We start from the raw sequence: 21,765 nt of genomic DNA, 5'->3' as shown, positions 1-21,765 counted from the left end.
CGTGGGCGGTCATATCGCCACCTATCAGTCGGCGGCGGTGCTGTACGACGTCGGCTTCGATCATTTCTTCCGTGGCCGCACCGAGCAGTTCGCCGGCGACCTGGTGTATATCCAGGGCCACTCGGCGCCCGGCATCTACGGGCGCGCCTACCTGGAAGGGCGCATCAGCGAGGCGCAGCTGGACAACTACCGGCGCGAAGCGGGGCGCGACGGCCTGTCGTCGTATCCGCATCCGCGCCTGATGCCGGACTTCTGGCAGTTCCCCACCGTGTCGATGGGGCTGGGACCGCTGACGGCGGCCTACCAGGCGCGCTTCATGCGCTACCTGGAATACCGCGACCTGACACCGCACCAGGGCCGCAAGGTGTGGGCGTTTCTCGGTGACGGCGAGATGGACCAGCCCGAATCGCTGGCCGCCATTTCGCTGGGCGGGCGCGAAAAGCTCGACAACCTGATCTTCGTCGTCAACTGCAACCTGCAACGCCTCGACGGCCCCGTGCGCGGCAACAGCAAGGTAATCCAGGAACTGGAAGGCACTTTCCGCGCGGCCGGCTGGAACGTCATCAAGGTGATCTGGGGCAGTGGCTGGGACGCGCTGCTGCAGCGCGACGCCAGCGGCCTGCTGCGCCAGCGCATGATGGAGTGCGTCGATGGCGATTACCAGACCTTCAAGTCGCAAAACGGCGCCTATGTGCGCGAACACTTCTTCGGCAAATATCCAGAACTGCTGGCGCTGGTGGCCGACATGTCCGACGACGATATCTGGCGCCTCGCGCGCGGCGGGCACGACCCCGAAAAAGTGCACGCGGCGTATGCCGAGGCGATGCGCACGCAAGGGCGACCCACCGTGATCCTGGCAAAGACCGTCAAGGGCTACGGCATGGGCGAGGCCGGCGAAGGCCAGAACATCAACCATCAGCTCAAGAAAATGAGCCTGGAAGCGGTGCGCGCCTTTCGCGACCGCTTTGCGCTGCCCGTCAGCGACGCGCAACTCGAAGAGATGCCCTACCTGAAGCCGGCGCCGGGCAGCGAGGAGGCGCGCTATTTTGCCGCGCGCCGCCAGGCGCTGGGCGGCCATATTCCCGCCCGCGACGCCCGCGTGCCGGCCTTGCCGGTGCCGCCGCTGTCGGCCTTTGCCACCCAGCTCAAGGACAGCGGCGAGCGCGCCTCGTCGACCACCATGGCCTTCGTGCGCATGCTGGGCACCCTGCTGAAGGACCCGGCGCTGGCCAATATCGTGGTACCCATCGTGCCGGACGAATCGCGCACCTTCGGCATGGAAGGGCTGTTTCGCCAGATCGGCATCCATTCCTGGCTGGGCCAGCTGTACACGCCGCAGGATGCCGGCCAGCTCAGCTACTACAAGGAGGCGAAAGATGGCCAGATCCTGCAGGAGGGGATCAATGAGTCGGGCGCGATTTCGTCGTGGATCGCGGCCGGTACTTCCTACGCCAACCATGGCCTGGCCACCATCCCGTTCTATATCTTCTATTCGATGTTCGGCCTGCAGCGCGTGGGCGACCTGGCCTGGGCGGCCGCCGATGCGCGCACGCGCGGCTTCCTGCTGGGCGCCACCTCGGGGCGCACCACGCTGATGGGCGAGGGGCTGCAGCATGACGATGGCCACAGCCACGTGCTGTCGTCGGTGATTCCCACCTGCGTCTCGTACGACCCGACCTATGCCTACGAGCTGGCCGTGATCATCCAGGACGGCATGCGCCGCATGTTCGCCGAACACGAGGATGTCTATTACTACATCACGCTGCTCAATGAAAACTACCCGCATCCGGCGATGCCGGAAGGCGCCGAAGCGGGCATATTGAAGGGGCTGTACCTGCTGCACGAAGGCGCGGCAACGGACGGCGCCGCGCCGCGCGTGCAGCTGATGGGCAGCGGCTCGATCCTGCGCGAAGTGATCGCCGCGGCGCAATTGCTGCTGCAGGACTTCGGCGTCGCCAGCGACACCTGGAGCGCCACCAGCCTGACCGAGGTACGCCGCGAGGGCATGGCGGCCGAACGCTGGAACCTGCTGCACCCGGCCGATACGCCGCGCGTGCCGTATGTGCAGCAATGCCTGGCGAGCCGCCAGGGCCCGGTGGTGGTGGCCACCGACTACATGAAGATCGTCGGCGACCAGGTGCGCCCGTTCGTCAACGACCGGCGCTTCGTGAGTCTTGGCACGGACGGCTTTGGCCGCTCGGACACGCGCGAATCGCTGCGTACCTTCTTTGAAGTGGACCGCCATTTCATCGTGCTGGCGGCACTGAAGGCGCTGGCCGACGACGGCGCGCTGCCACGCAGGGTGGTGGCCGAAGCGATCGCAAAATACGGCATCGATGCCGGCAAGTCCGATCCCGCATCCATCTGACTGTTGAGGAGTAAAACCATGAAACTGTATTACGCCACCGGCACCTGTTCGCTGTCGCCCCATATCGTCGCCCTCGAAGCGGGCATCGGGCTGCAGCTCGAACGGGTCGATATCCGCACCATCCCGCGGATCACCGACACGGGCGCCGACTACGCCCTCGTCAACCCCAACCTGTACGTGCCGGCGCTGGAACTCGATGACGGCACGATCCTGCTGGAAGGCACGGCCATGGTGCAATACCTGGCCGATCTTGCGCCAGCCAGCGGGCTGGCGCCAGCGGCCGGCAGCATGGCGCGGGTACAGCTGCAATCGTGGCTGGGATTTGTCGCCACCGAACTGCACAAGGCGTTCAGCCCCTGGCTGTTTCACCCGGAATACGGGCTGCAGGCGCAGGACGTGGCCCGTTCGCGCATCGCCGCGCGGCTCGACTACGTGGAGCGGCACCTGGCCGACGGCCGCCAGTTTCTGCTCGGCGCGCAGTTTACCGTGGCCGACGCGTATCTGTTCACGATCCTGAACTGGTCCGACCTGGCCAGGGTCGATCTGAGCGCCTTTGCGCAGGTCAGGGCATTCCTGGCGCGCGTCGCGGCGCGGCCGGCGGTGCGCGAAGCGCTAAGGGTGGAAGCGTCCCGCGCGGCCAGGTAGCCGCGGGAGTGGAATTTGCGAGCCCCTGCCGTTGCAGGGGCTTTTTCTTGGGCTGGCGCGGTGCGTCAGCCTTCCAGTTCCAGTTCATGCGCCAGCACCTGGCCGATGGCGCGCTGTTCATCGAGGATGGCGCGCAGGTGGTGGGGACGGGTCCTGACGTTGGTCATTACCACGCGCAGCACATTGGTCGGACCCGGATAGCGCGTCGATTCGAGCACGGTGCGCGAGACGAAACTCCGGCCTTCGGCCTTTTGCCGGTTCTGCAGCCTGGCGTTGAGGCTGTTGAGCCGGGTGTTGAGTGCAAGCGCGCCCTCGCTGTCGCCGCTGGCCAACAGCAGCTCCATGCGCTGGCGCAGCGGCACTGGCACATAGCGGTAGGTGAGGATAAACGTGTCGGAACGCGTGACCAGCTCGAAGTCCTGCTGGTCGGCCAGCAGCTCCTGCAACTGCCGGCTCAAGGTCGCCGCCTGCTGCAGCAAGGTGGTGTAGCCCGATACCCCCAGCACCTTGAACGAGGTCCACAGTTTCAGTGCGTCGAAGCGGCGCGAGCCTTCCAGCGAAGTCTGGCCCAGGTCGCCCGAGTTGTCGCGCAGGATGTAATTGGCGTTGTGTTTCAGCAGGTTCAGGCTGGCGCTGTTTTTGAACAGCACCATGCTTTGCGCCATCGGCACCCACAGCAGCTTGTGGCCGTCGATCACCACCGAGTCGGCCAGGTGTATGCCTTCATACAGCGGACGGAACTGTTCGGCGATCAGCAGCGCGCCGCCCCAGGCGGCATCGACATGGAACCAGATCGCTTCGCGCGCGGCGATCGCCGCCATTGCGGCCAGCGGATCGATAGCGCCCGTCTCGGTGGTGCCGGCAATGCCGATCATGGCGACGATCCTGATATTGCGCGCCTTTAAATCGGCTATCGTCGCTTCCAGCTGTTTGATGTCGATGCGGTTGTCGCGGTCGACCGGCACCAGCTGCAGCGCCGCTTCGCCGAGGCCCAGCGTGCCGAGCGCTTTCTTGATCGAATAATGGCTGCGCGCCGAGCCGATCACGGCCAGGCCGGCGTGGCCGGATTCCTGCATGGTGGCAAACAGGCCGCGCTTTCTCGTGCCGGGCAGCTGGTGTTCCAGCGCCACCGCCAGCGCCGTCAGGTTGCCCATGGTGCCGCCATTGACCACATTGCCCAGCGCGCCGCTGGTGGCGGCCATCGCCTGCGTGTAGACGGCCTCGTCGTGCTGGTACACCTGGCGGTGCAGCCAGCCCAGCAGCTGCTTTTCGATCAGGGTCGAGACATACGCCGTCTCGATCTTGACCTGGTTCTGGTTCAGTGCGGCCGTAAACGTTTCGGCCAGCACGCTGACCCAGGGCAGGGCCTGGGTCATGTGGCCGATATAGCGCGGGTGGTTGAGCTGGGCCGTATTGGCCAGCACGGTGCTGTCGAGCTCTTCCAGGAAGGCGGTGACCGGCATGCCGTGCGCGGGCGGCTGCGTGTCGGCCAGCTGCGTGAGCAGCTGCTCGAACGGCACATGCGGATACGGCACGTCGCGCGCGCCGGCCAGCCAGACGCCCAGCATCCGCAGCGCCTGCTGAAGCGGCGCGGGCGACTGTTGCAGTGCATCGATGGAAAAGTGCTGCGACAGCAGCTGTTCGATAGGGGTGTCGGTCATTGCCTGTGTTTCAGTTCGTGACCCCAAGACAAGGCTGGGGCCGGACCCTCAGGGTCCGACCCCGGAATCTGCCGTTGGGTTGAAAGCTTAGAAATAATTCAAGCCCAGCGCCGACTTGACTTCATCGGCCGTACGCGCCGCCACTTCGCGTGCGCGGAAGGTGCCTTCTTTCAGCATCTGGATCACCTGGCCCTTGTCCTTGGCGAACTCTTCGCGGCGGGCGCGGATCGGCGCCAGCATCTCCTGCAGCACCACTTCCAGGCGCTTCTTGACGATGCTGTCGCCCAGGCCGCCGCGTACATAGTGCGCCTTCATTTCTTCCAGTGCCGCTTTTTCCTGGTCGAACGCATCGAGGTAGATGAATGCCACGTTGCCTTCCAGGTGGCCAGGGTCGGCCACGCGCAGGTGCAGCGGGTCGGTGTAGACTTTTTTCACGGCGGCCGTGATTTCTTCCGGCGTGGCGCCCAGGTTGATGGTGTTGCCCAGCGACTTGCTCATCTTGGCCTTGCCGTCGATGCCGGGCAGGCGGCCGATTTCCGGCACCAGCGCCTTGCACTCCATCAGCACTTCGCGGTTGTACATGCGGTTGAAGCGGCGCACGATTTCATTGGTCTGCTCGATCATCGGAATCTGGTCTTCGCCGACCGGCACCACGCCGGCCTTGAAGGCGGTGATGTCGGCCGCCTGGCTGGCCGGGTAGGTCAGGAAGCCGGCCGGAATGTCGCGCTCGAAGCCGCGCAGGCGGATTTCTTCCTTGACGGTCGGGTTGCGCTCGAGGCGCGCCACGGTGACGATATTGAGGTAATAAAACGTCAGTTCGGCCAGCTCGGGAATCTGCGACTGGATAAAGACGGTGGTCTTGCTGGGGTCGATGCCGACGGCCAGGTAGTCGAGCGCCACTTCCACCACGTTGCGGTGGACCTTGTCGATATCGTCCATATTGTCGGTCAGCGCCTGGGCGTCGGCCAGCATGATGAACTGCTTGAAATCGTTCTGGTAGGCGACGCGGTTGCGCAGGCTGCCCACGTAGTGGCCCAGGTGCAGCGGGCCGGTCGGGCGGTCGCCCGTCAGGATCACCGATTGCGAGGCGATGGCGGCGGCCGACAGCGGCGCGGCAGTGTCTGGAGTATCAGGAGTGTCTGGGGTGTTCGGCAAGCTCATCAAGTTTCCTTTCGAGCCGCCTTGTCGGGATGATCCAGGTTTTGCCTGTTACGCCACCGAGCGAGGCGGCGTTGATCATAAATCACATCACTATGCAGTGGCCGCGCGGAGTGAGCGGGACCACCAATTCGTGCAGGCGTGTTGTGACTGGATAAAATTCATGGCGGTATGGTTGCAGTTTGACAGCGGTCTGTCAAGCTGCCCGGCAATTTATCTGGCGTGAACATTTTGCATTACGGGTATTATTGCTGGTTGGATATTTTTCCTGTTATTTAATATTGGAGTCCCCATGCGCCTTGCACCACCTGTCCGGCTTGCCAGCCTTGCCCTGATTGCCACCCTGGCCACACCTGTGCTGGCGCAAACGCCGCCGATGACACCCGATATCGGCAGCAAGCTGGTGATGCCGGACCTGAACGACTACGTCAAGCGGGTGGTGATGATCCCGATGCGCGACGGCGTCAAGCTGTATACCGTGATCGTGGTGCCGAAGGGCGCCAAGCGCGCGCCGATCATGCTGACCCGTACGCCGTACAACGCGGCGCGCCGCGCCCAGCGCGCCGGCAGTCCCAGCATGCTGGCGACCCTGCCGCAGGGCGACGACACGCTGGTCGAGAACGGCTATATCCGCGTGTTCCAGGATGTGCGCGGCAAATACGGTTCCGAAGGCGACTATGTGATGACGCGCCCGGTGCGCGGCCCGCTCAACAATACCAGGGTCGACAATGTCACGGATGCCTGGGACACGATCGACTGGCTGGTCAAGCATATTCCCGAAACCAACGGCAAGGTCGGCATGCTGGGCTCGTCCTACGAAGGCCATACCGTGCTGATGGCGCTGGTCGACCCGCACCCGGCGCTGAAAGTGGCGATCCCGATGAGCGCCATGGTCGACGGCTGGCGCGGCGACGACTGGTTCCACAATGGCGCTTTCCGCATGCCGAGCCTGGGCTACCTGGCCGGGCAGACCAGCGTGCGCGGCGGCGGCGAATCGCCGGCGCTGGGCAGCTATGACGACTACGATGCCTACCTGCGCATCGGCTCGGCCGGCGACTTCGCGAAAAAATTCGGCATCGACAAGCTGACCTACGCCAAAAAACTGTTCGAACACCCGGCCTACGACAGCTACTGGCAGGAACAGGCGCTCGACAAGATCCTCGCCAAACGGCCGCTGATCGTGCCGACCATGCACGTGGTGGGGCAGTGGGACCAGGAAGATATCTATGGACCCTACGCGACCTATGCGGCCCTGGAAGGCAAGGACCGGCTCAACAACCTGAACTACCTGGCCATCGGGCCGTGGCGCCATAGCGGCGTCAACTATGAGGGTTCCTCGCTGGGCGCCCTGAAATTCGACGGCGACACGGCGCGCCAGTTCCGCGAAAAAGTCATGCAGCCGTTCCTCAATCAATACCTGAAAGACGATGCGCCCGACGCCCATACGCCGCCGGTGCTGTCGTACCAGAGCGGCACCAATCAGTGGCAGCGCCTGCAGCGCTGGCCGCTGGCGTGCGACACCTGCGACACGAAACTGACGCCGATCTACCTGCAGGATGGCTACAAGCTGGGCTTCACTGCGCCGGCCGGTGCGCCCGATGCCGCCAGCGGCGCCTACGACGAATATGTGTCCGATCCGGCCAAGCCGGTGCCGTTCGTGCCGCGCCCGGTGCGCCTGAACGATGGCGATGTGTGGAAGCCGTGGCTGGTCAGCGACCAGCGCGGCTATGCCGACCGCACCGACGTGCTCAGCTATGTATCGGAGCCGTTGAAGGAAGCGGTGCGCATCGCCGGCGCGCCGGTGGTCAACCTGTTTGCCAGCACCAGCGGCACCGACGCCGACTGGGTGGTGAAGCTGATCGACGTGTATCCCGACGAAGTGCCGTCGCAGCCGGCCATGGGCGGCTACCAGCTGGGCGTGGCGATGGATATCTTCCGCGGCCGCTACCGCGATAGCCTGGAACACCCGGCGGCGATCCCCGCCGGCAAGGTCGAGCGCTACCGCTTCGCGCTGCCGAATGCGAATCACGTGTTCCTGCCCGGCCACCGCATCGCCGTGCAGGTGCAGTCGAGCTGGTTCCCGCTGTACGACCGCAATCCGCAAACCTTCGTGCCGAACATTTTCCTGGCGCAGCCGCAGGATTATCAAAAGGCGACCCAGCGCGTGTACCACGCGGCGGGAAGCAGCAGCGCGGTCGAGTTGCCGATCATTTCGGCGCAGGAAGCGGCGCAGGTGGCGCGCTAGGCTGCTGCTTTCAGGCGACGCGCATCAGCACCGCGCCCGCTGCGATCAGGGCGATGGCCAGCCAGCGGCGCGGACTGATTTTTTCGCGCAGCACCACCAGCGCGATCATGCTGGCGAACATGATCGACGTTTCGCGCAGCGCGGCGACGGCGGCCACCGGCGCGCGCGTCATGGCCCACAAGGCCAGGCCGTAGGACGCCAGCGTGCCGCAGCCGCCCACCAGCGCCACGCGCCATTGGGTAGCCGCGTAGCGCGCCAGGTCGCGGCGCCGGCGCGCCAGGGTCCACAGCAGCAGGCCGGCGCCATTGAGCACGAAGATCCACATGGTGTAGGCGGCCGGTGCGCCGGACAGGCGCACGCCGATGCCGTCGATCAGCGTGTAGCCGGCGATCACGCAGGCGTTCAGCAAGGCAAGGACGGTGGCGCGGCCGGTGTGCTGGCCGTTGGCGCGCGACGCCAGGTAGAGGCTCAGCACGCCGGCACAGATGCAGGCGATGGCGGCCATTTGCATCGCCGACAGTTTTTCTCCCAGCAGCGGCCAGCTGGCCAGCGCCACCATCAGCGGCGCGCTGCCGCGCATCAATGGATAGGCGTGGCTCATGTCGCCGGCCCGATAGGCGGCCGCCAGCAGACTGTAATAAGCGAGCTGGGCTACGACCGAGGCCGCCAGCCAGGGCCAGCTGGCTGGCGCCGGCCGCTCCAGGAAGGGCAGGGCGAGCAGCGAAATGCCGGCGGCGCCGCCTGACACCAGCACGGTGGTCAGGAACACGTCCCTGCCTGCCTTGACGATGGCGTTCCAGCTGGCATGCAGCAGGGCCGCAAACAGCACCACGGCGACGACCAGGCCGGACACGAACTATTCTCAGCGCGGACGGATGCTGGCCGACAGCAGTTCCGGCCGGTGGCTGCGCTGGAAGCTTTCCATGATGGCGCCCGAGCGGGCGGCTTTTTCCAGCAGTTCGCGCAGCACGGCCTGGTCGTTCGCATTGAGCGACTTGCGCGAAATATATGCGCCGCTCAGGCCCCAAGGCAACTCCGGCAGCGCTTCCAGGCGCAGGCGGTCGGCCAGGCCGGACACGCGCGCGTCGTTTTGCGCCATGCCCGCCAGGATGGTGGGGTTCATGATGGTGGCATCGATAAAGCCGCTTTGCATCAGGCGCGCCACCGACAGGGCATCGACTTCATAGAACAGGCGGCCCTGGCTGCCCAGTTCTTTCGCCAGCGCCTGGTAGGACGGGCCGTAGTCGTAGCCGCGCACCAGCGCCACGCGCACTTCGCGCCGCTCGATCAGTTCCTGCATGGTCGTGATCGGCTCGCGCGCGCCCTGCAGGGTAATGAGCAGCGGCCGGTTGCCCAGCAGCGGAATGAACAGGCCGTGCTGGTCGCGGCGCGGCGTGCCGCTGGCCGGAATCAGCAGGTCGGCCTTGCCGGTTTCAAACAGCGCTTCCAGGCGCGCGCGGGGCACCACGCTGAAAATAAAATTGCAGCCCATCTTCGCGCCCAGGTTGCGCAGCAGGTCGGGGTAGATGCCGCTGACGGTGGTGCCGGCGCCCACCACGCTGGCGCCGATCTGCGACACGGGCACATGGATATCGCGCGAGCAATCTGCCCGCGCCAGCAATGGCAAAGCCAGCAGCGCCATCGCGGCCGCGGTACGGCGCCAGGCGCTGCAATAAAAGTCAGTCATCCCCATCCCTTGCTACCCTCGGTGCCGCGCATCGGTAAGGCGCGGCAGATTTTTGCGGTGTGTACTCCGGTCGATGATTCATTCTCGCTCATTTATTGCTGAGTGGCAATGTTATGCCGCTGCCCATGCGGTTTATTTCACGGCTGGCGCCGCATTGCGCGCCATGTCCCTGGCCTTGAAGTAGCGCCAGGCCACGATCATGCCCAGCGTCTGCATGATGGCGCAGACAAAAAACGTGCTGCCGATACGCCAGTCATTGGCCGGCAAATGGCTCACTTCGCCCAGAATCACGCTGCCCAGCAGCGGCATGATAATGATGCCAAGGCTGCTGATCGATTGCAAGGAACCCATCAGCTCGCCCTGTTCGCCGGCCGCCGACGCCTTGGAGATAATCCCCTGCAGCGCGGGGCCGGCGGCAAACGCCAGCAGATTGCATAAAATCAGCGCATACATCATCCAGCCCTGCGTCGCCAGGCCGTACAGCAGATAGGTAATCGCGCCCGAGGCCATGCCCAGCAGCGACAGCCGTACTTCGCCGAGGCGCTTGATCAGGATGCCCAACAGGCCCGCCTGCACCACGGCCGCGCACAGGCCCACGCAGAACAGCGCGATGCCGTTCTGGCGCGGCGTCCAGTCGAAGCGGAAGTGCGTGTACAGCACCCAGGTGGTATTGAGCATCATCTGCGCAAACGTCATCAGGCCAAACGCCAGCACCAGGCCGCGGATCTCGACGCGGCGCACCAGCTTGAGCAGGGCCGCGAACGGATTGATGCGCGCCAGCGTGAACGGCGCGCGCGGGCCCGGCGCCAGCGATTCCGGCACCATGAAGTAACCGTAGATGAAGTTGGCGGCCGACAGGGCGCCCGCTACAAAGAAGGGCAGGTGCAGATTGATATCGCCCAGCAGGCCGCCCAGCATCGGGCCGCAGATAAAGCCAAGGCCAAAGGCGGCACCGATCTTGCCGAAGCTCTTGGCGCGGTTGTCCGGCGTGGAAATATCGGACGCATAGGCGGACGCGACCGACATGCTGGCCGAAGACACGCCACCGATGATGCGGCCGATAAACAGGCAGGCCAGGTTGGGCGCCCAGCCGGTGGCAAGGAAGTTGACGCCCATGCCGGCCATCGAATACAGCAGCACGGGGCGGCGCCCGACGCGGTCGCTGATGGCGCCCAGCATCGGCATGAAAATAAATTGCAGCAAGCCGAATACGGCCGCCATGATGCCGTACCACATCGCCTGCTGGTCCTTGCCGTTGACAAAGTCGCCGATCAGGATGGGCAGCACCGGCACCACCAGCCCGATGCCCAGCATGTCGATAAAGACGCAGACCAAGATGAAATTGAGGTTGCCGGCACGCGCGGGAGTGGCGGTGGAGGACGGCGATGATGGTTCAGGCGTAGCGTGGTCGGTCATGCAAGCTTTCAGCGCGCCCCGCGCAGCCATGCGGCCGGCGGAGCTGGAATGGTTGGCGTTGCGCCGGCGCCAGGGCGCGGCAGCGCGATGGCTGGGCCTTGTATTATAGACAGCGCGCGTCGTGCTGGCTATGGCCCGGCCCTGTCATACCGCCGAGCCCCATTCTTCGGCAAAGGTGGCGCGGAAATCGAGCAGGATCTGCAGGCGCTGCTGGGCCAGTGCGCGTCCGGCCGGCGTCTGCATCTTGCCGGGCAACTTGTCGAGCTTGGTGACGATATGGTCGAGCGAATACGCCTTGTCGTCGAGCGGCCGGTGCAGCGCCAGCGGATCGCTGCCGTGGGCCAGCGCGCTGTCCATGCGCGCTGCCGTATAAAACATGCGCGCCAGGCCCACGGCGCCCAGCGCATCGATGCGGTCGGCATCCTGCACGATCTGCGCCTCGATGGTGACGGGCGTCAGGTCGGCGGAAAAACTGTGCGTTTCGATCGCGTGGCCGACTGCCGTCAGCTTTTCTTCGGGAAAACCCAGTTCCGCCAGCTGGCGGCAGGCCAGTGCGGCCGCCTGGCGCGAAGCCAGGTGGCGCTCCGGGTGGTTTTTCGGCAGGTTGACCAGGTCGTGCAGATAGCAGGCGGCCATCACCACCAGCGCGTCGGCGGTCGGATACTGCTCCAGCAAAATGGCCGCATTGCGCCAGACGCGGTGCAGGTGGTTGATGTCGTGGGCGCTGTCGTCGCCGAGGCCGGCGGACGCCAGCGCAAGCAGGCGTGGCTGCCATTGGGTAAGCAAAGCTTGCATGTTTGGACTATGGTGAAAAGCAGCAGTGTGGCATAAAACGCGTATCCCGGTTGCTGCAAGCCCTGCAGTGTTCTTTTTTAGTGCATGTAAAATTTACATGGGGTAACATTGCTGCATTGCAATTCCAATGCATTATTTAATAATTTTCACGCAAACGCGGCAGGCCATGCGCCGCTGCGCTTTGTGCTTCTCAAAGGATTACCATGAACACCACCACCAGCGAGTCCGGCGCCAGCGTCGCCAAGGCCGCCGAATACCTGGCCTTTACCCTGGGCCAGGAAGAATATGGCATCGACATCCAGAAAGTCAGCGAAATCCGCAGCTATGAAACGCCGACCCGCATCGCCAATGCGCCCGAATTCGTCAAGGGCGTGGTCAATCTGCGCGGCATCATCGTGCCGATCGTCGACATGCGCATCAAGTTCAACCTGGGCACGCCCAGCTATGACCAGTTCACCGTCGTTATCATCCTCAATATCGGCAACCGCGTGGTCGGCATGGTAGTTGACCGCGTCTCCGACGTGACGACCCTGCTGCCGGAACAGATCAAGCCGGCGCCGGACATGGGCCGCTCGATCAATACCGAATACGTGATCGGCCTGGGCACCATCGACGAGCGCATGCTGATCCTGGTCGATATCGACCAGCTGATGTCGAGCGCCGACATGGGCCTGATTGAAAAGCTGGCCGCGTAACTGCTTTTAACCCAACAGCAAAACCCGGGGTCGGACCCTCAGGATCCGACCCCGGCACTTCGCCGTTGGGCTGCCGGCGCACGGTTTGCTTGCAAACCGTGCGCCTCTTTTCGTCGCAGGCCCCAATTCCCCCCCGACCGCCACTACGCAATGTGCCTGTTGCGCCTCAGGTTTCAGCTTCCAGGACAGTTCCATGAATATATTAAGAAACGTCAGCATCGGTGTACGCCTCGGCATCGGCTTTGCCATCATCCTGCTGTTTTCGATGCTGATCACCGGCATCAGCGTCTGGCGCCTGCACGACGTGGCGTCCGATACGCGCGCCATGATGCAGCAGCCGCTGGCCAAGGAACGCCATATCTCGGACTGGTACAGCCGCATCGACAGCGCCGTGCGCCGCACCATCGCGATCGCCCGCAGCTCCGACACCAGCCTGAGCGCGTATTTCGCCGAGGAATCGAAAGTGTCGTCGGCCAGCTCGGCCGAACTGCAAAAGAAAATCGAGGCGCTGATCGACCAGCCAGAAGAAAAAACCATGTTTGCCGCCTTGCTGGAGCAGCGCAAGGTCTACCTGGGCTCGCGCGACCAGGTCTACAAGCTCAAGGGCGAAGGCCAGGCCGACGCCGCCAACGCAGTGTTCGAGAAGACCTTTGTTCCCGCTGCGGCAAAGTACCAGAAGATGGTGTTCGACCTGCTGGAGCACCAGCGCGCCACCATCGACGCCACCGCACGCGATATCGATGCGGTGGCCACGACCAGCCGCAACCTGCTGCTGGGACTGGCCGCGCTGGCGCTGGTGTTCGGCGTGCTCTGCGCCTGGCTGCTGACGGCCGGCATCGTCCGTCCGCTGCGCATGGCGGTGAGCGTGGCGCGCCGCGTGGCTGACGGCGACCTGACGGCGCAGATCGACGCCAGCGCCACAGATGAAACAGGGCAGTTGCTGCTGGCACTGAAAGACATGAACGGCAGCCTGTTGACCATCGTTGCCGAAGTGCGCGGCGGCACCGACAGCATTGCCACCTCGTCCACCGAAATTGCGGCTGGCAACCAGGACCTGTCGAGCCGTACCGAACAGCAGGCCGGCTCGCTGGAAGAGACGGCCTCGTCGATGGAAGAGCTGACCTCGACTGTCAAGCAGAATGCCGATAATGCCCGCCAGGCCAACCAGCTGGCCGCCTCGGCTTCGCAGGTGGCCGTCAAGGGCGGCGCCGTGGTGGCGCAGGTGGTGGGCACGATGGAGTCGATCAATGCCTCGTCGAACAAGATCGTCGACATCATTGCCGTGATCGACGGCATCGCTTTCCAGACCAATATCCTGGCCCTGAATGCGGCCGTGGAAGCGGCGCGCGCGGGCGAGCAGGGCCGTGGCTTCGCGGTGGTGGCGTCCGAAGTGCGCAGCCTGGCGCAGCGCTCGGCATCGGCGGCGAAAGAAATCAAGACGCTGATCGGCGCCTCGGTCGAGCAGGTCAATGCGGGCAGCAAGCTGGTCGCTGAAGCGGGGTCCACCATGAACGATATCGTGTCCAGCGTGCAGCGCGTGAGCGACATCATCAGCGAAATCACGGCCGCCAGCAGCGAGCAGAGCGCTGGCATCGACGAAATCAACCGGGCGATTGGCCAGATGGATGCGGTAACGCAGCAGAATGCCGCGCTGGTGGAAGAGGCGGCGGCAGCGGCCGAATCGATGCAGAACCAGGCCCACAGCCTGGCGCAGATCGTCAGCGTGTTCAAGCTCGATGGCGTCGAGGCAGGCCGGGCAGGCCGGGCAGGTCGGATTAGCGCTCGCGCGTAATCCGACACCACCACGGTCAGTGCCAACACCGTTGTCGGATTACGCCCTTCGGGCTAATCCGACCTACTGTCTGACTGCAACAACCTCCATTCACTGCTTGATCTCCCCCATCTTTTCTTTTACCGTGCTTCTCAGACGCAATCTGCGTCATCGCCAGGATAATCATATGAATTTATTAAGAAATGTCAGTATCGGTGTGCGGCTGGGCCTGGGTTTTGCGGGCATTTTGTTGTTTTCCATTCTTATTACCGGCATCAGCGTGTGGCGCCTGCACGATGTGGCCGCGGATACGCGCGCAATGATGGAGCAGCCGCTGGCCAAGGAACGCTATATTTCAGACTGGTATGGCAAGATCGACAGCGGCATCCGCCGCACCACCGCGATTGCGCGCAGCAGCGACACCTCGCTCGGCCCGTATTTCGCGGACGAAGCGAAAGCGTCGTCGGCCGCGTCGGGCGAGCTGCAGAAGAAGATCGAAGCCCTGCTGACCAGTGACGAAGAAAAAGAGATCTTTCGCCAGGTCAGCGAGATGCGCAAGGTCTACCTGAGCTCGCGCGACCAGATCAACAAACTCAAGACGGCCGGCCAGCTGGACGAGGCAAAAGCGGTCTTTGAAAACACCTTTGTGCCCGGCTCGGCCAAGTACCAGAAACATGTGCTGGACCTGCTGCTGCACCAGCGCGCCAGCATCGACGCCACCGCGCACGAGATCGACACGATGGCGGTGACCAGCCGCAACCTGCTGCTGGGCCTGGCCGTATTGGCGCTGGCCTTTGGCGGCCTGTGCGCCTGGCTGCTGACGATCAGCATCGTCCATCCGCTGCGCACGGCCGTCAGCGTGGCGCGCCGCGTGGCCGATGGCGACCTGACGGCGCAGATCGACGCCAGCGCCATGGATGAAACGGGACAATTGCTGCTGGCACTGAAAGACATGAACGCCAGCCTGCTGCGCATCGTTGGCGAAGTGCGCAGCGGCACCGACAGCATCGCCACCTCGTCGACCGAAATTGCGGCCGGCAACCAGGATTTGTCGAGCCGCACCGAACAGCAGGCAGGCTCGCTGGAAGAGACGGCCTCGTCGATGGAAGAGCTGACCTCGACTGTCAAGCAGAATGCCGATAATGCCCGCCAGGCCAACCAGCTGGCCGCCTCGGCTTCGCAGGTGGCCGTCAAGGGCGGCGCCGTGGTGGCGCAGGTGGTGGGCACGATGGAGTCGATCAATGCCTCGTCGAACAAGATCGTCGACATCATTGCCGTGATCGACGGCATCGCTTTCCAGACCAATATCCTGGCCCTGAATGCGGCCGTGGAAGCGGCGCGCGCGGGCGAGCAGGGCCGTGGCTTCGCGGTGGTGGCGTCCGAAGTGCGCAGCCTGGCGCAGCGCTCGGCATCGGCGGCGAAAGAAATCAAGACGCTGATCGGCGCCTCGGTCGAGCAGGTCAATGCGGGCAGCAAGCTGGTCGCTGAAGCGGGGTCCACCATGAACGATATCGTGTCCAGCGTGCAGCGCGTGAGCGACATCATTACCGAAATCACGGCCGCCAGCAGCGAGCAGAGCGTAGGCATCGACGAGATCAACCGGGCGATTGGCCAGATGGATGCGGTGACGCAGCAGAATGCCGCGCTGGTGGAAGAGGCGGCTGCGGCGGCAGAATCGATGCAGAACCAGGCGCACCGGTTGGCCGAGGTGGTCAGTGTGTTCAAGCTGCATGGCATTGAGGCAGGTCGGGTAGGTCGGATCAGGCCGCAGGCCGTAATCCGACAACACCTCGGTCAGCGTTAACAATGTTGTCGGATTACGCGCCGAGCGCTAATCCGACCTGCCCACCGCAACGGTAATCGCCATCTGCGACAAGCGATCCGCCTCGCCATTGCGATGGCGCGGCACCCAGCGCAAGCTTACCTGCGGCAATTGCTCCATCAGCGCCAGCACGGCAGCGCGCTCCGCTGCCAGGCCTTTGACCACGGCAGTGCCCAGCACATCATGGATCACCACCTGGCTGTCGCCATGCAGCAGCAGCTGCGCCGGCTTCACCAGCAGCGCTGCCTGCAGCAGGGCCGTCAGCGCCGCATATTCGGCGTCGCTGCTGTCGCCGTCACCGGCCGGCTCGCTGATCTCGATGCGCTCGCCATGCGGTCCCAGCAGCAGGGCGCCGATGCCCAGCCGGCCCGGGTTCGGGTGGGCCGAACCGTCGAACCAGCCGCGCCAGGCCAGCGGCCCGCCATCATCCTGGCGCTTGGCCGCATGCAGCTCGCGCCGCAGCTGCGCCTTGCGCGCCGATGCGCCTGAAACCATTATTTGATGAACAGAATATCGACCAGCGCGGCAATCCAGCACGCGACCAGCACGCCGACTGCAATCTGCATGCCGGGGCCGTCATTGGCGGACAGGGCCGCCACTTTTTCCGTGATCAGCTGCACGTCGAGCGGCAGCGCGCCGCTGTTGACCTGGTCCATGATCTGCCCGGTCCGCTCCATGATGTTATTGATCACCAGCAGCAGGGCCACCAGCGATGGCACGGCAAACAGCGCGCCGCGCGCCTTGCGGCCCAGCACGAAATGTCCGGTGCCCGGAAACACCAGGGCCGACATCAGGATGGCCTGGGGCCGCTTGGAAGTAGGTGTGCCGCTCATGCGCGCTTTCAGGATGGTTGCAAGCGGCACATCATACTATTGCCAGCCGAATTTGCGCAGATAAACGCGTTTCATCAGCGTCGTCAGCACCGTATACGCGACCAGGATGGCCAGCAGCCACGGAAAATAAGCCAGTGGCAAGGCCTGCAGCTTGAAGTAGCTGGCCAGCGGTCCCATCGGCAGGAACACGCCCACCGCCATGATGGCCGTGGTGGCCACCAGCAGCGGCACCGAGGCAATGCTGTCGATGAACGGCAGCTTGGGCGTGCGGATCAGGTGCACGATCAGGGTCTGCGTCAGCAGGCCCACGACAAACCAGCCCGACTGGAACAGCGTCTGGTGCGCCGGCGTATTCGCGCCGAACACATGCCACATCAACACAAACGTGCTGATGTCGAAGATCGAGCTCAGGGGGCCGAAAAATACCATGAAGCGGCCGATATCGCGCGGGTTCCAGCTCAACGGCTGCTGGATCAGTTCGGCATCCACGTTATCGAACGGAATCGCGATCTGCGACACGTCGTACAGCAGGTTCTGCACCAGCAGATGCAGCGGCAGCATCGGCAAAAACGGCAAAAAGGCGCTGGCCACCAGCACGGAAAATACATTGCCGAAGTTCGAGCTGGCCGTCATGCGGATATATTTGAGCATATTGCTGAAGGTGCGGCGGCCCTCCAGTACGCCTTCTTCCAGCACCATCAGGCTTTTTTCCAGCAGGATAATGTCGGCCGCTTCCTTGGCGATATCGACGGCCGAGTCGACCGAAATGCCGATATCGGCCGCGCGCAGCGCCGGCGCGTCGTTGATGCCGTCGCCCATGAAGCCGACGATATGGCCATTGCCGCGCAGCGCGCGTACCAGGCGCTCCTTGTGCAGCGGGCTCAGCTTGGCAAACACGGTATGGCTTTCGGCTGCCTGCGCCACCTGCGCATCGTCCATCTCGTCCAGTTCCGGTCCCTGCAAGATGCCGTGCACCGCCAGGCCCACTTCGCGGCAGATCTTGGCCGTCACCAGGTGGTTGTCGCCGGTCAGCACTTTCACCGTCACGCCATGTTCCTTCAGTGCGCGCAGCGCCGGCGCCGTGGATTCTTTCGGCGGATCGAGGAACGCCACATAGCCGATCAGCGTGAGCGCTGTTTCGTCGGCCACGCCATATACGGTCTTGTGCGGCGGCACTTCCTTGACGCCCACGGCCACCACGCGCAGGCCTTCCGCGTTCAGGCCGTGAGTGGTGGCCAGCACCTTGTCGAGAAGAAGAGTGTCGAGCGGCACATCGACGCCGTCCAGGCGCAGATGACTGCAGGCGGCCAGCATTTCCTCGACCGCACCCTTGCAGATCAGCTCGTGGTGGTCGTTGCGTTCGGACACCACCACCGACATGCGGCGGCGCACGAAGTCGAACGGGATTTCATCGACTTTCACGTAGTCGCGTTCCAGCTGCATTTCCGTCTGCAGCTGCACATGGTCGAGCACGGCGCGGTCCAGCAGGTTTTTCAGGCCGGTCTGGTAGTGGCTGTTCAGGTAGGCAAAGCGCAGCACCTCGTCCGATGGCTGGCCGAACACGTCGGTATGGCGCTCGAGCACGATCTTGTCCTGCGTCAGGGTACCCGTCTTGTCGGTGCACAGCACGTCCATCGCGCCGAAGTTCTGGATCGCATCGAGCCGTTTGACCACCACTTTCTTTTTCGCCAGTTTCACGGCGCCCTTGGCCAGGGTGCTGGTGACGATCATCGGCAGCATTTCCGGCGTCAGCCCGACTGCCACTGACAAGGCGAACAGGAACGCTTCCATCCAGTCGCCCTTGGTCCAGCCATTGATCAGGAACACCAGCGGCGCCATCACCAGCGCAAAGCGGATCAAGAGCCAGCTGACGCTGTTGACGCCGGCTTCAAATGCGGTCGGGGTGCGCTCGGTGGCGGTGACGCGCGTGGCGATCGCGCCGAAATAGGTGCGGTTGCCGGTGGCCAGCACCAGCGCCGTGGCCGCACCGGAAATCACATTGGTGCCCATGAACAGCAGATTGGCCAGGTCCATCGGATTTTTATTCTGGCCATCGGCCAGCTCGGCCATTTTTTCGACCGGCAAGGATTCGCCCGTCATCGCCGACTGGCTGACAAACAGGTCCTTGGCGACAAGCAGGCGGCAGTCGGCGGGGATCATGTCGCCAGCCGACAGCACGATCAGGTCGCCTTCGGCCAGCTGCCGGATCGGCAGCTCCACTTGCGCGCCATCGCGCAGCACGGTGGCGGTATTGCCGACCATGGCTTTGAGGCGTTCGGCGGCGCGGTTCGAGCGGCCTTCCTGCACGAAGCGCAACAGCGTCGACAGGATTACCATGCTGCCGATGACGATGGTGGCCTTGGCGTCCTCGGTCAGGTAAGACACCACCGCCAGCACCGTCAGCAGCAGGTTGAACGGATTCTTGTAGCACAGCCACAGGTGCTGGTACCAGGTCAGCGGCTTTTCGTGCTCGACCTCGTTGGGGCCGGTGCGCTCCAGGATGGCGTGCGCCTCGTCCTGGCGCAATCCCGTGTCGCGCGTGCCGAGACGGCTGAAGGCGGCAGCCAGGTCTTCGCTGGCGGCGGCCAGCAGCTGGCGCGCCAGGTGGTCGGGCACAGCTACGGTCCGGGCGGTGCTGTTTGCCAGTGGCATGGCGCGGCGGCGGAAATGGCTGGCCGTATGGCGCTTGCGCAGGAACGATTCGAACAGGCGGGTGAAGAGGGTCATGGCTCTTCCTTTCAGGCTAGGGTGAATACGATGTGTGGGTATCTACTGCAGCAGTGCGCCGTTCCAGGCCAGGCCCAGCGACCAGATGGCGCCTGGCTGGCCAGCCTTGCGGCCCCAGCTGCCGTCGATCTGCAGGTGGCCCGGCACGATGGCGCGGCGCACGCCCACGGAGGTGGTGGGGCTGTCTCCACGCTGGCCGAAGCGCTCCAGGCTGATGCCGGTGCGTTCCCCGAGCTGCCGCTCCAGCGCCAGGCCCCAGCTCGCGGCCGTGCGTGCGCCTTGTGCGCGAACGGCGCCCAGGTTGGCGTGCAATAAAATGTCTTGCCCTTGCCAGGCCAGGCTGACGGGCAGGTTGATGCTGGTGGCCGCCTGCGCGCCCGCCTGGCGCGCCAGCACCAGTCCGGCGCCCCAGCCGTTGTCGCTCAAAGGGCGCAGCGCCGTCTTGCCTTGCAGTACCGTGGCTCCGCGGCGGCCCTGTTCCACTGGCAGGGAGGCGGCGCCGAGCGCCAGTTCCCAGTTGCCCGTGAGATTGCAGGCTGGCATGGCCCAAGTGGCGGACTTGCCGCCGCTGGTCTCGATCCAGCTTTCCAGCTGGCAGCTGCCGAAGTCGGCAATGCCGGCGTCGTCCACCGTCAGGGGGCGGCCGGCCGGTGCGTCGGGCGCGGCCAGCAGCAGGCCCAGCGCGAGTGCAGGCAGTTGCGACTTGCCTTGCAAGCTGCGTTGTAAAGTTTGATACCAGATCATCACCGACTCCTGTGGGTGCAGGGAGATCAGGCGAGACTTGTTGCCGGGAGGGCGGCAGCAAGCCGCACCCACGGTCGGGCTCAATGGCCGTCCGTCAGGACAATCAATGGTCAGGGAGGAAGTGCGCAGCAGGAAAACCTGTTGCGGACCGCACCTTGCTCGGCAAGGCGCGGCGGAGAAGTCGCGTGCTTGCCGGGATTAATTGTCGATACAAGATCGACTACTGTCACTGGAACAAGTACCCACGTGGGACTCCGTAAAATGAATAATGGACGCATGATAGAAGTGCATGACGGCAAGGTCAAGCGAAGATGGGCTACATTACCGAAGCGTAATGTGGGACGGACTGTGGGCCCTGGTGACGGCTGGGGTTGCCCGAGGTTGCGGTTGTTATAATTGCAGGAATTATCATGCCAGGCGCGAATGCAGGCTAGGCCGGCCCAGGAAATACAGGAGTGAAATGGCACGACTCAAGGAGATCAGGGTAATCGAAACACCGCTCGGCAAAGCCTGGCAGCCAGGCTGTGCTTTTCATCAACGGGCGCATCATGTGCGCCAGCTGCTGATGCATTTCTTGCCGGCCGGTGTAGTCCTTGATGGCTCATCGCTGCTGTCCGTCATGTTTGGTGAAAAACCGGCCGATGAGACCCAGTGCAGCCAGGTACTGGACTGCACCCGCTACTACGTGGAAGACTTCGATATCGGCGCCTGGATGGCAAGTTCCGCGGCCGAACAGCAAGAGCGCATGCTGGAGGAACTGACCACGGTGCTGCTGCGGCTGGCCACTGACGCACGTGCCGATACCGAGATCATCAAGCAGGCGGCACGCAGTGTGCGCGACTGCGGCTTCGCACTCGATATACCGGTACGCAAATTATGGCGCTCGTCGCCGGACAAGCAATGGCGCGTCGAAGTCTACCGGTGCCTGGGGCCGGCCATCGGCGAGGCGTGGCAAACGCGTGTCGTCGACAAGGCCGGAACAACACTGGCTGTCGACGCCATCACCAGCACTCCGGGCTACCTCGACCGTACTTCCCACTTCAGCAAGTCGCGCTGGGACAGCACCCTGTTCCAGATCGTGCACGCTACGATGAAGTCGGTCGTCTACACACTTGATACGGCGCGACTCGATATGCCGGGCGGCGATACGGCAAGGTGCGCGACGTGATGCGTCGCAGCGTAAATTATTTGGCGGCGC

Annotated in this window: 17 protein-coding genes; 7 read left to right on the top strand and 10 right to left on the bottom strand. The window is 64.1% G+C overall.

Annotated elements, in window-relative coordinates; all coding sequences use genetic code 11:
* Both aceE and gstA read left to right on the top strand, forming a co-directional pair.
* Positions 1-2,368: pyruvate dehydrogenase (acetyl-transferring), homodimeric type (aceE, locus tag RTQ46_RS19480; RefSeq protein WP_312439210.1), on the top strand; the 2,368-nt coding region annotated here is incomplete at its 5' end.
* Between the two features lie 18 nt (positions 2,369-2,386).
* Positions 2,387-3,013, top strand: a complete 627-nt coding sequence (gene gstA, locus RTQ46_RS19475; RefSeq protein WP_312439208.1) for a glutathione transferase GstA — start codon at positions 2,387-2,389, stop codon at positions 3,011-3,013.
* A 65-nt stretch (positions 3,014-3,078) separates the two neighbouring features.
* Here the strand turns inward: gstA and RTQ46_RS19470 are convergent, their stop codons facing one another.
* Positions 3,079-4,674, bottom strand: a complete 1,596-nt coding sequence (locus tag RTQ46_RS19470; protein WP_312439206.1) for a pyridoxal-dependent decarboxylase — start codon at positions 4,672-4,674, stop codon at positions 3,079-3,081.
* An 87-nt stretch (positions 4,675-4,761) separates the two neighbouring features.
* Positions 4,762-5,835, bottom strand: coding sequence for a tryptophan--tRNA ligase (gene trpS / locus RTQ46_RS19465; RefSeq protein ID WP_312439204.1), 1,074 nt, complete (start codon positions 5,833-5,835; stop codon positions 4,762-4,764).
* A gap of 289 nt (positions 5,836-6,124) precedes the next feature.
* Here trpS and RTQ46_RS19460 point away from each other — a divergent pair, with 289 nt between their 5' ends.
* Positions 6,125-8,077: a CocE/NonD family hydrolase gene (locus RTQ46_RS19460; RefSeq protein WP_312439203.1), complete on the top strand. Its 1,953-nt coding sequence runs from the start codon at positions 6,125-6,127 to the stop codon at positions 8,075-8,077.
* A 10-nt stretch (positions 8,078-8,087) separates the two neighbouring features.
* On the opposite strand, the gene RTQ46_RS19455 is transcribed toward RTQ46_RS19460, so the two are convergent.
* From RTQ46_RS19455 to RTQ46_RS19440, 4 genes are all read right to left on the bottom strand, one after another.
* On the bottom strand, positions 8,088-8,930 hold the full coding sequence (locus RTQ46_RS19455) for a DMT family transporter (protein ID WP_312439201.1): 843 nt from the start codon (positions 8,928-8,930) through the stop codon (positions 8,088-8,090).
* 9 nt (positions 8,931-8,939) lie between these two features.
* Entirely contained in the window at positions 8,940-9,764 is an 825-nt protein-coding gene (locus RTQ46_RS19450) for a transporter substrate-binding domain-containing protein (RefSeq protein WP_312439200.1), read from the bottom strand.
* A 132-nt stretch (positions 9,765-9,896) separates the two neighbouring features.
* The gene (locus RTQ46_RS19445; RefSeq protein ID WP_312439198.1) at positions 9,897-11,180 is read right to left on the bottom strand and encodes a TCR/Tet family MFS transporter; all 1,284 of its coding nucleotides are present in this window, start codon (positions 11,178-11,180) and stop codon (positions 9,897-9,899) included.
* A gap of 144 nt (positions 11,181-11,324) precedes the next feature.
* Positions 11,325-11,975 carry an HD domain-containing protein gene (locus RTQ46_RS19440; RefSeq protein ID WP_312439196.1) on the bottom strand — a complete coding sequence of 217 codons (651 nt, stop codon included), beginning with the start codon at positions 11,973-11,975 and terminating at the stop codon, positions 11,325-11,327.
* Between the two features lie 203 nt (positions 11,976-12,178).
* Between RTQ46_RS19440 and RTQ46_RS19435 the strand changes: the two genes are divergently transcribed.
* The 3 genes from RTQ46_RS19435 (at position 12,179) to RTQ46_RS19425 (ending at position 16,245) form a co-directional block, all read left to right on the top strand.
* Entirely contained in the window at positions 12,179-12,670 is a 492-nt protein-coding gene (locus tag RTQ46_RS19435; RefSeq protein ID WP_312439195.1) for a chemotaxis protein CheW, read from the top strand.
* Between the two features lie 193 nt (positions 12,671-12,863).
* A complete protein-coding gene (locus RTQ46_RS19430) occupies positions 12,864-14,462 on the top strand; it encodes a methyl-accepting chemotaxis protein (protein WP_312439193.1) in 1,599 nt (532 codons plus the stop codon).
* Positions 14,463-14,628: 166 nt separating this feature from the next.
* Positions 14,629-16,245: a methyl-accepting chemotaxis protein gene (locus RTQ46_RS19425; RefSeq protein WP_312439191.1), complete on the top strand. Its 1,617-nt coding sequence runs from the start codon at positions 14,629-14,631 to the stop codon at positions 16,243-16,245.
* Between the two features lie 27 nt (positions 16,246-16,272).
* Here RTQ46_RS19425 and RTQ46_RS19420 read toward each other — a convergent pair whose 3' ends face one another.
* Genes RTQ46_RS19420 through RTQ46_RS19405 form a run of 4 tightly spaced genes read right to left on the bottom strand, consistent with a single transcriptional unit; the run spans position 16,273 to position 20,567 of the window.
* A complete protein-coding gene (locus RTQ46_RS19420; RefSeq protein WP_312439189.1) occupies positions 16,273-16,758 on the bottom strand; it encodes a ribonuclease HI family protein in 486 nt (161 codons plus the stop codon).
* A complete protein-coding gene (locus RTQ46_RS19415) occupies positions 16,758-17,096 on the bottom strand; it encodes a hypothetical protein (RefSeq protein ID WP_312439187.1) in 339 nt (112 codons plus the stop codon). The genes RTQ46_RS19420 and RTQ46_RS19415 overlap by 1 nt, the downstream gene beginning before the upstream one ends.
* A 36-nt stretch (positions 17,097-17,132) precedes the next feature.
* Positions 17,133-19,823: a magnesium-translocating P-type ATPase gene (gene mgtA, locus RTQ46_RS19410; protein ID WP_312439186.1), complete on the bottom strand. Its 2,691-nt coding sequence runs from the start codon at positions 19,821-19,823 to the stop codon at positions 17,133-17,135.
* A gap of 42 nt (positions 19,824-19,865) precedes the next feature.
* Entirely contained in the window at positions 19,866-20,567 is a 702-nt protein-coding gene (locus RTQ46_RS19405) for a hypothetical protein (RefSeq protein WP_312439185.1), read from the bottom strand.
* 460 nt (positions 20,568-21,027) lie between these two features.
* Here RTQ46_RS19405 and RTQ46_RS19400 point away from each other — a divergent pair, with 460 nt between their 5' ends.
* The gene (locus RTQ46_RS19400) at positions 21,028-21,735 is read left to right on the top strand and encodes a hypothetical protein (protein ID WP_312439184.1); all 708 of its coding nucleotides are present in this window, start codon (positions 21,028-21,030) and stop codon (positions 21,733-21,735) included.
* Positions 21,736-21,765 lie beyond the last annotated feature (30 nt).

The sequence above is a fragment of the Janthinobacterium sp. genome, assembly GCF_031995485.1.
Lineage (GTDB): Bacteria > Pseudomonadota > Gammaproteobacteria > Burkholderiales > Burkholderiaceae_D > Janthinobacterium.
This window is presented reverse-complemented; position numbering and strand designations above follow the sequence as displayed.

Bases quoted from the DNA above. Each gene is read 5' to 3' on its own strand.
- RTQ46_RS19450 (WP_312439200.1), bottom strand. From the start codon at position 9,764: ATGACTGACTTTTATTGCAGCGCCTGGCGCCGTACCGCGGCCGCGATG.
- RTQ46_RS19430 (WP_312439193.1), top strand. From the start codon at position 12,864: ATGAATATATTAAGAAACGTCAGCATCGGTGTACGCCTCGGCATCGGC.
- RTQ46_RS19460 (WP_312439203.1), top strand. From the start codon at position 6,125: ATGCGCCTTGCACCACCTGTCCGGCTTGCCAGCCTTGCCCTGATTGCC.
- RTQ46_RS19400 (WP_312439184.1), top strand. From the start codon at position 21,028: ATGGCACGACTCAAGGAGATCAGGGTAATCGAAACACCGCTCGGCAAA.
- RTQ46_RS19445 (WP_312439198.1), bottom strand. From the start codon at position 11,180: ATGACCGACCACGCTACGCCTGAACCATCATCGCCGTCCTCCACCGCC.
- mgtA (WP_312439186.1), bottom strand. From the start codon at position 19,823: ATGACCCTCTTCACCCGCCTGTTCGAATCGTTCCTGCGCAAGCGCCAT.
- trpS (WP_312439204.1), bottom strand. From the start codon at position 5,835: ATGAGCTTGCCGAACACCCCAGACACTCCTGATACTCCAGACACTGCC.
- RTQ46_RS19425 (WP_312439191.1), top strand. From the start codon at position 14,629: ATGAATTTATTAAGAAATGTCAGTATCGGTGTGCGGCTGGGCCTGGGT.
- RTQ46_RS19420 (WP_312439189.1), bottom strand. From the start codon at position 16,758: ATGGTTTCAGGCGCATCGGCGCGCAAGGCGCAGCTGCGGCGCGAGCTG.
- RTQ46_RS19415 (WP_312439187.1), bottom strand. From the start codon at position 17,096: ATGAGCGGCACACCTACTTCCAAGCGGCCCCAGGCCATCCTGATGTCG.
- RTQ46_RS19440 (WP_312439196.1), bottom strand. From the start codon at position 11,975: ATGCAAGCTTTGCTTACCCAATGGCAGCCACGCCTGCTTGCGCTGGCG.
- RTQ46_RS19470 (WP_312439206.1), bottom strand. From the start codon at position 4,674: ATGACCGACACCCCTATCGAACAGCTGCTGTCGCAGCACTTTTCCATC.
- RTQ46_RS19405 (WP_312439185.1), bottom strand. From the start codon at position 20,567: ATGATCTGGTATCAAACTTTACAACGCAGCTTGCAAGGCAAGTCGCAA.
- gstA (WP_312439208.1), top strand. From the start codon at position 2,387: ATGAAACTGTATTACGCCACCGGCACCTGTTCGCTGTCGCCCCATATC.
- RTQ46_RS19435 (WP_312439195.1), top strand. From the start codon at position 12,179: ATGAACACCACCACCAGCGAGTCCGGCGCCAGCGTCGCCAAGGCCGCC.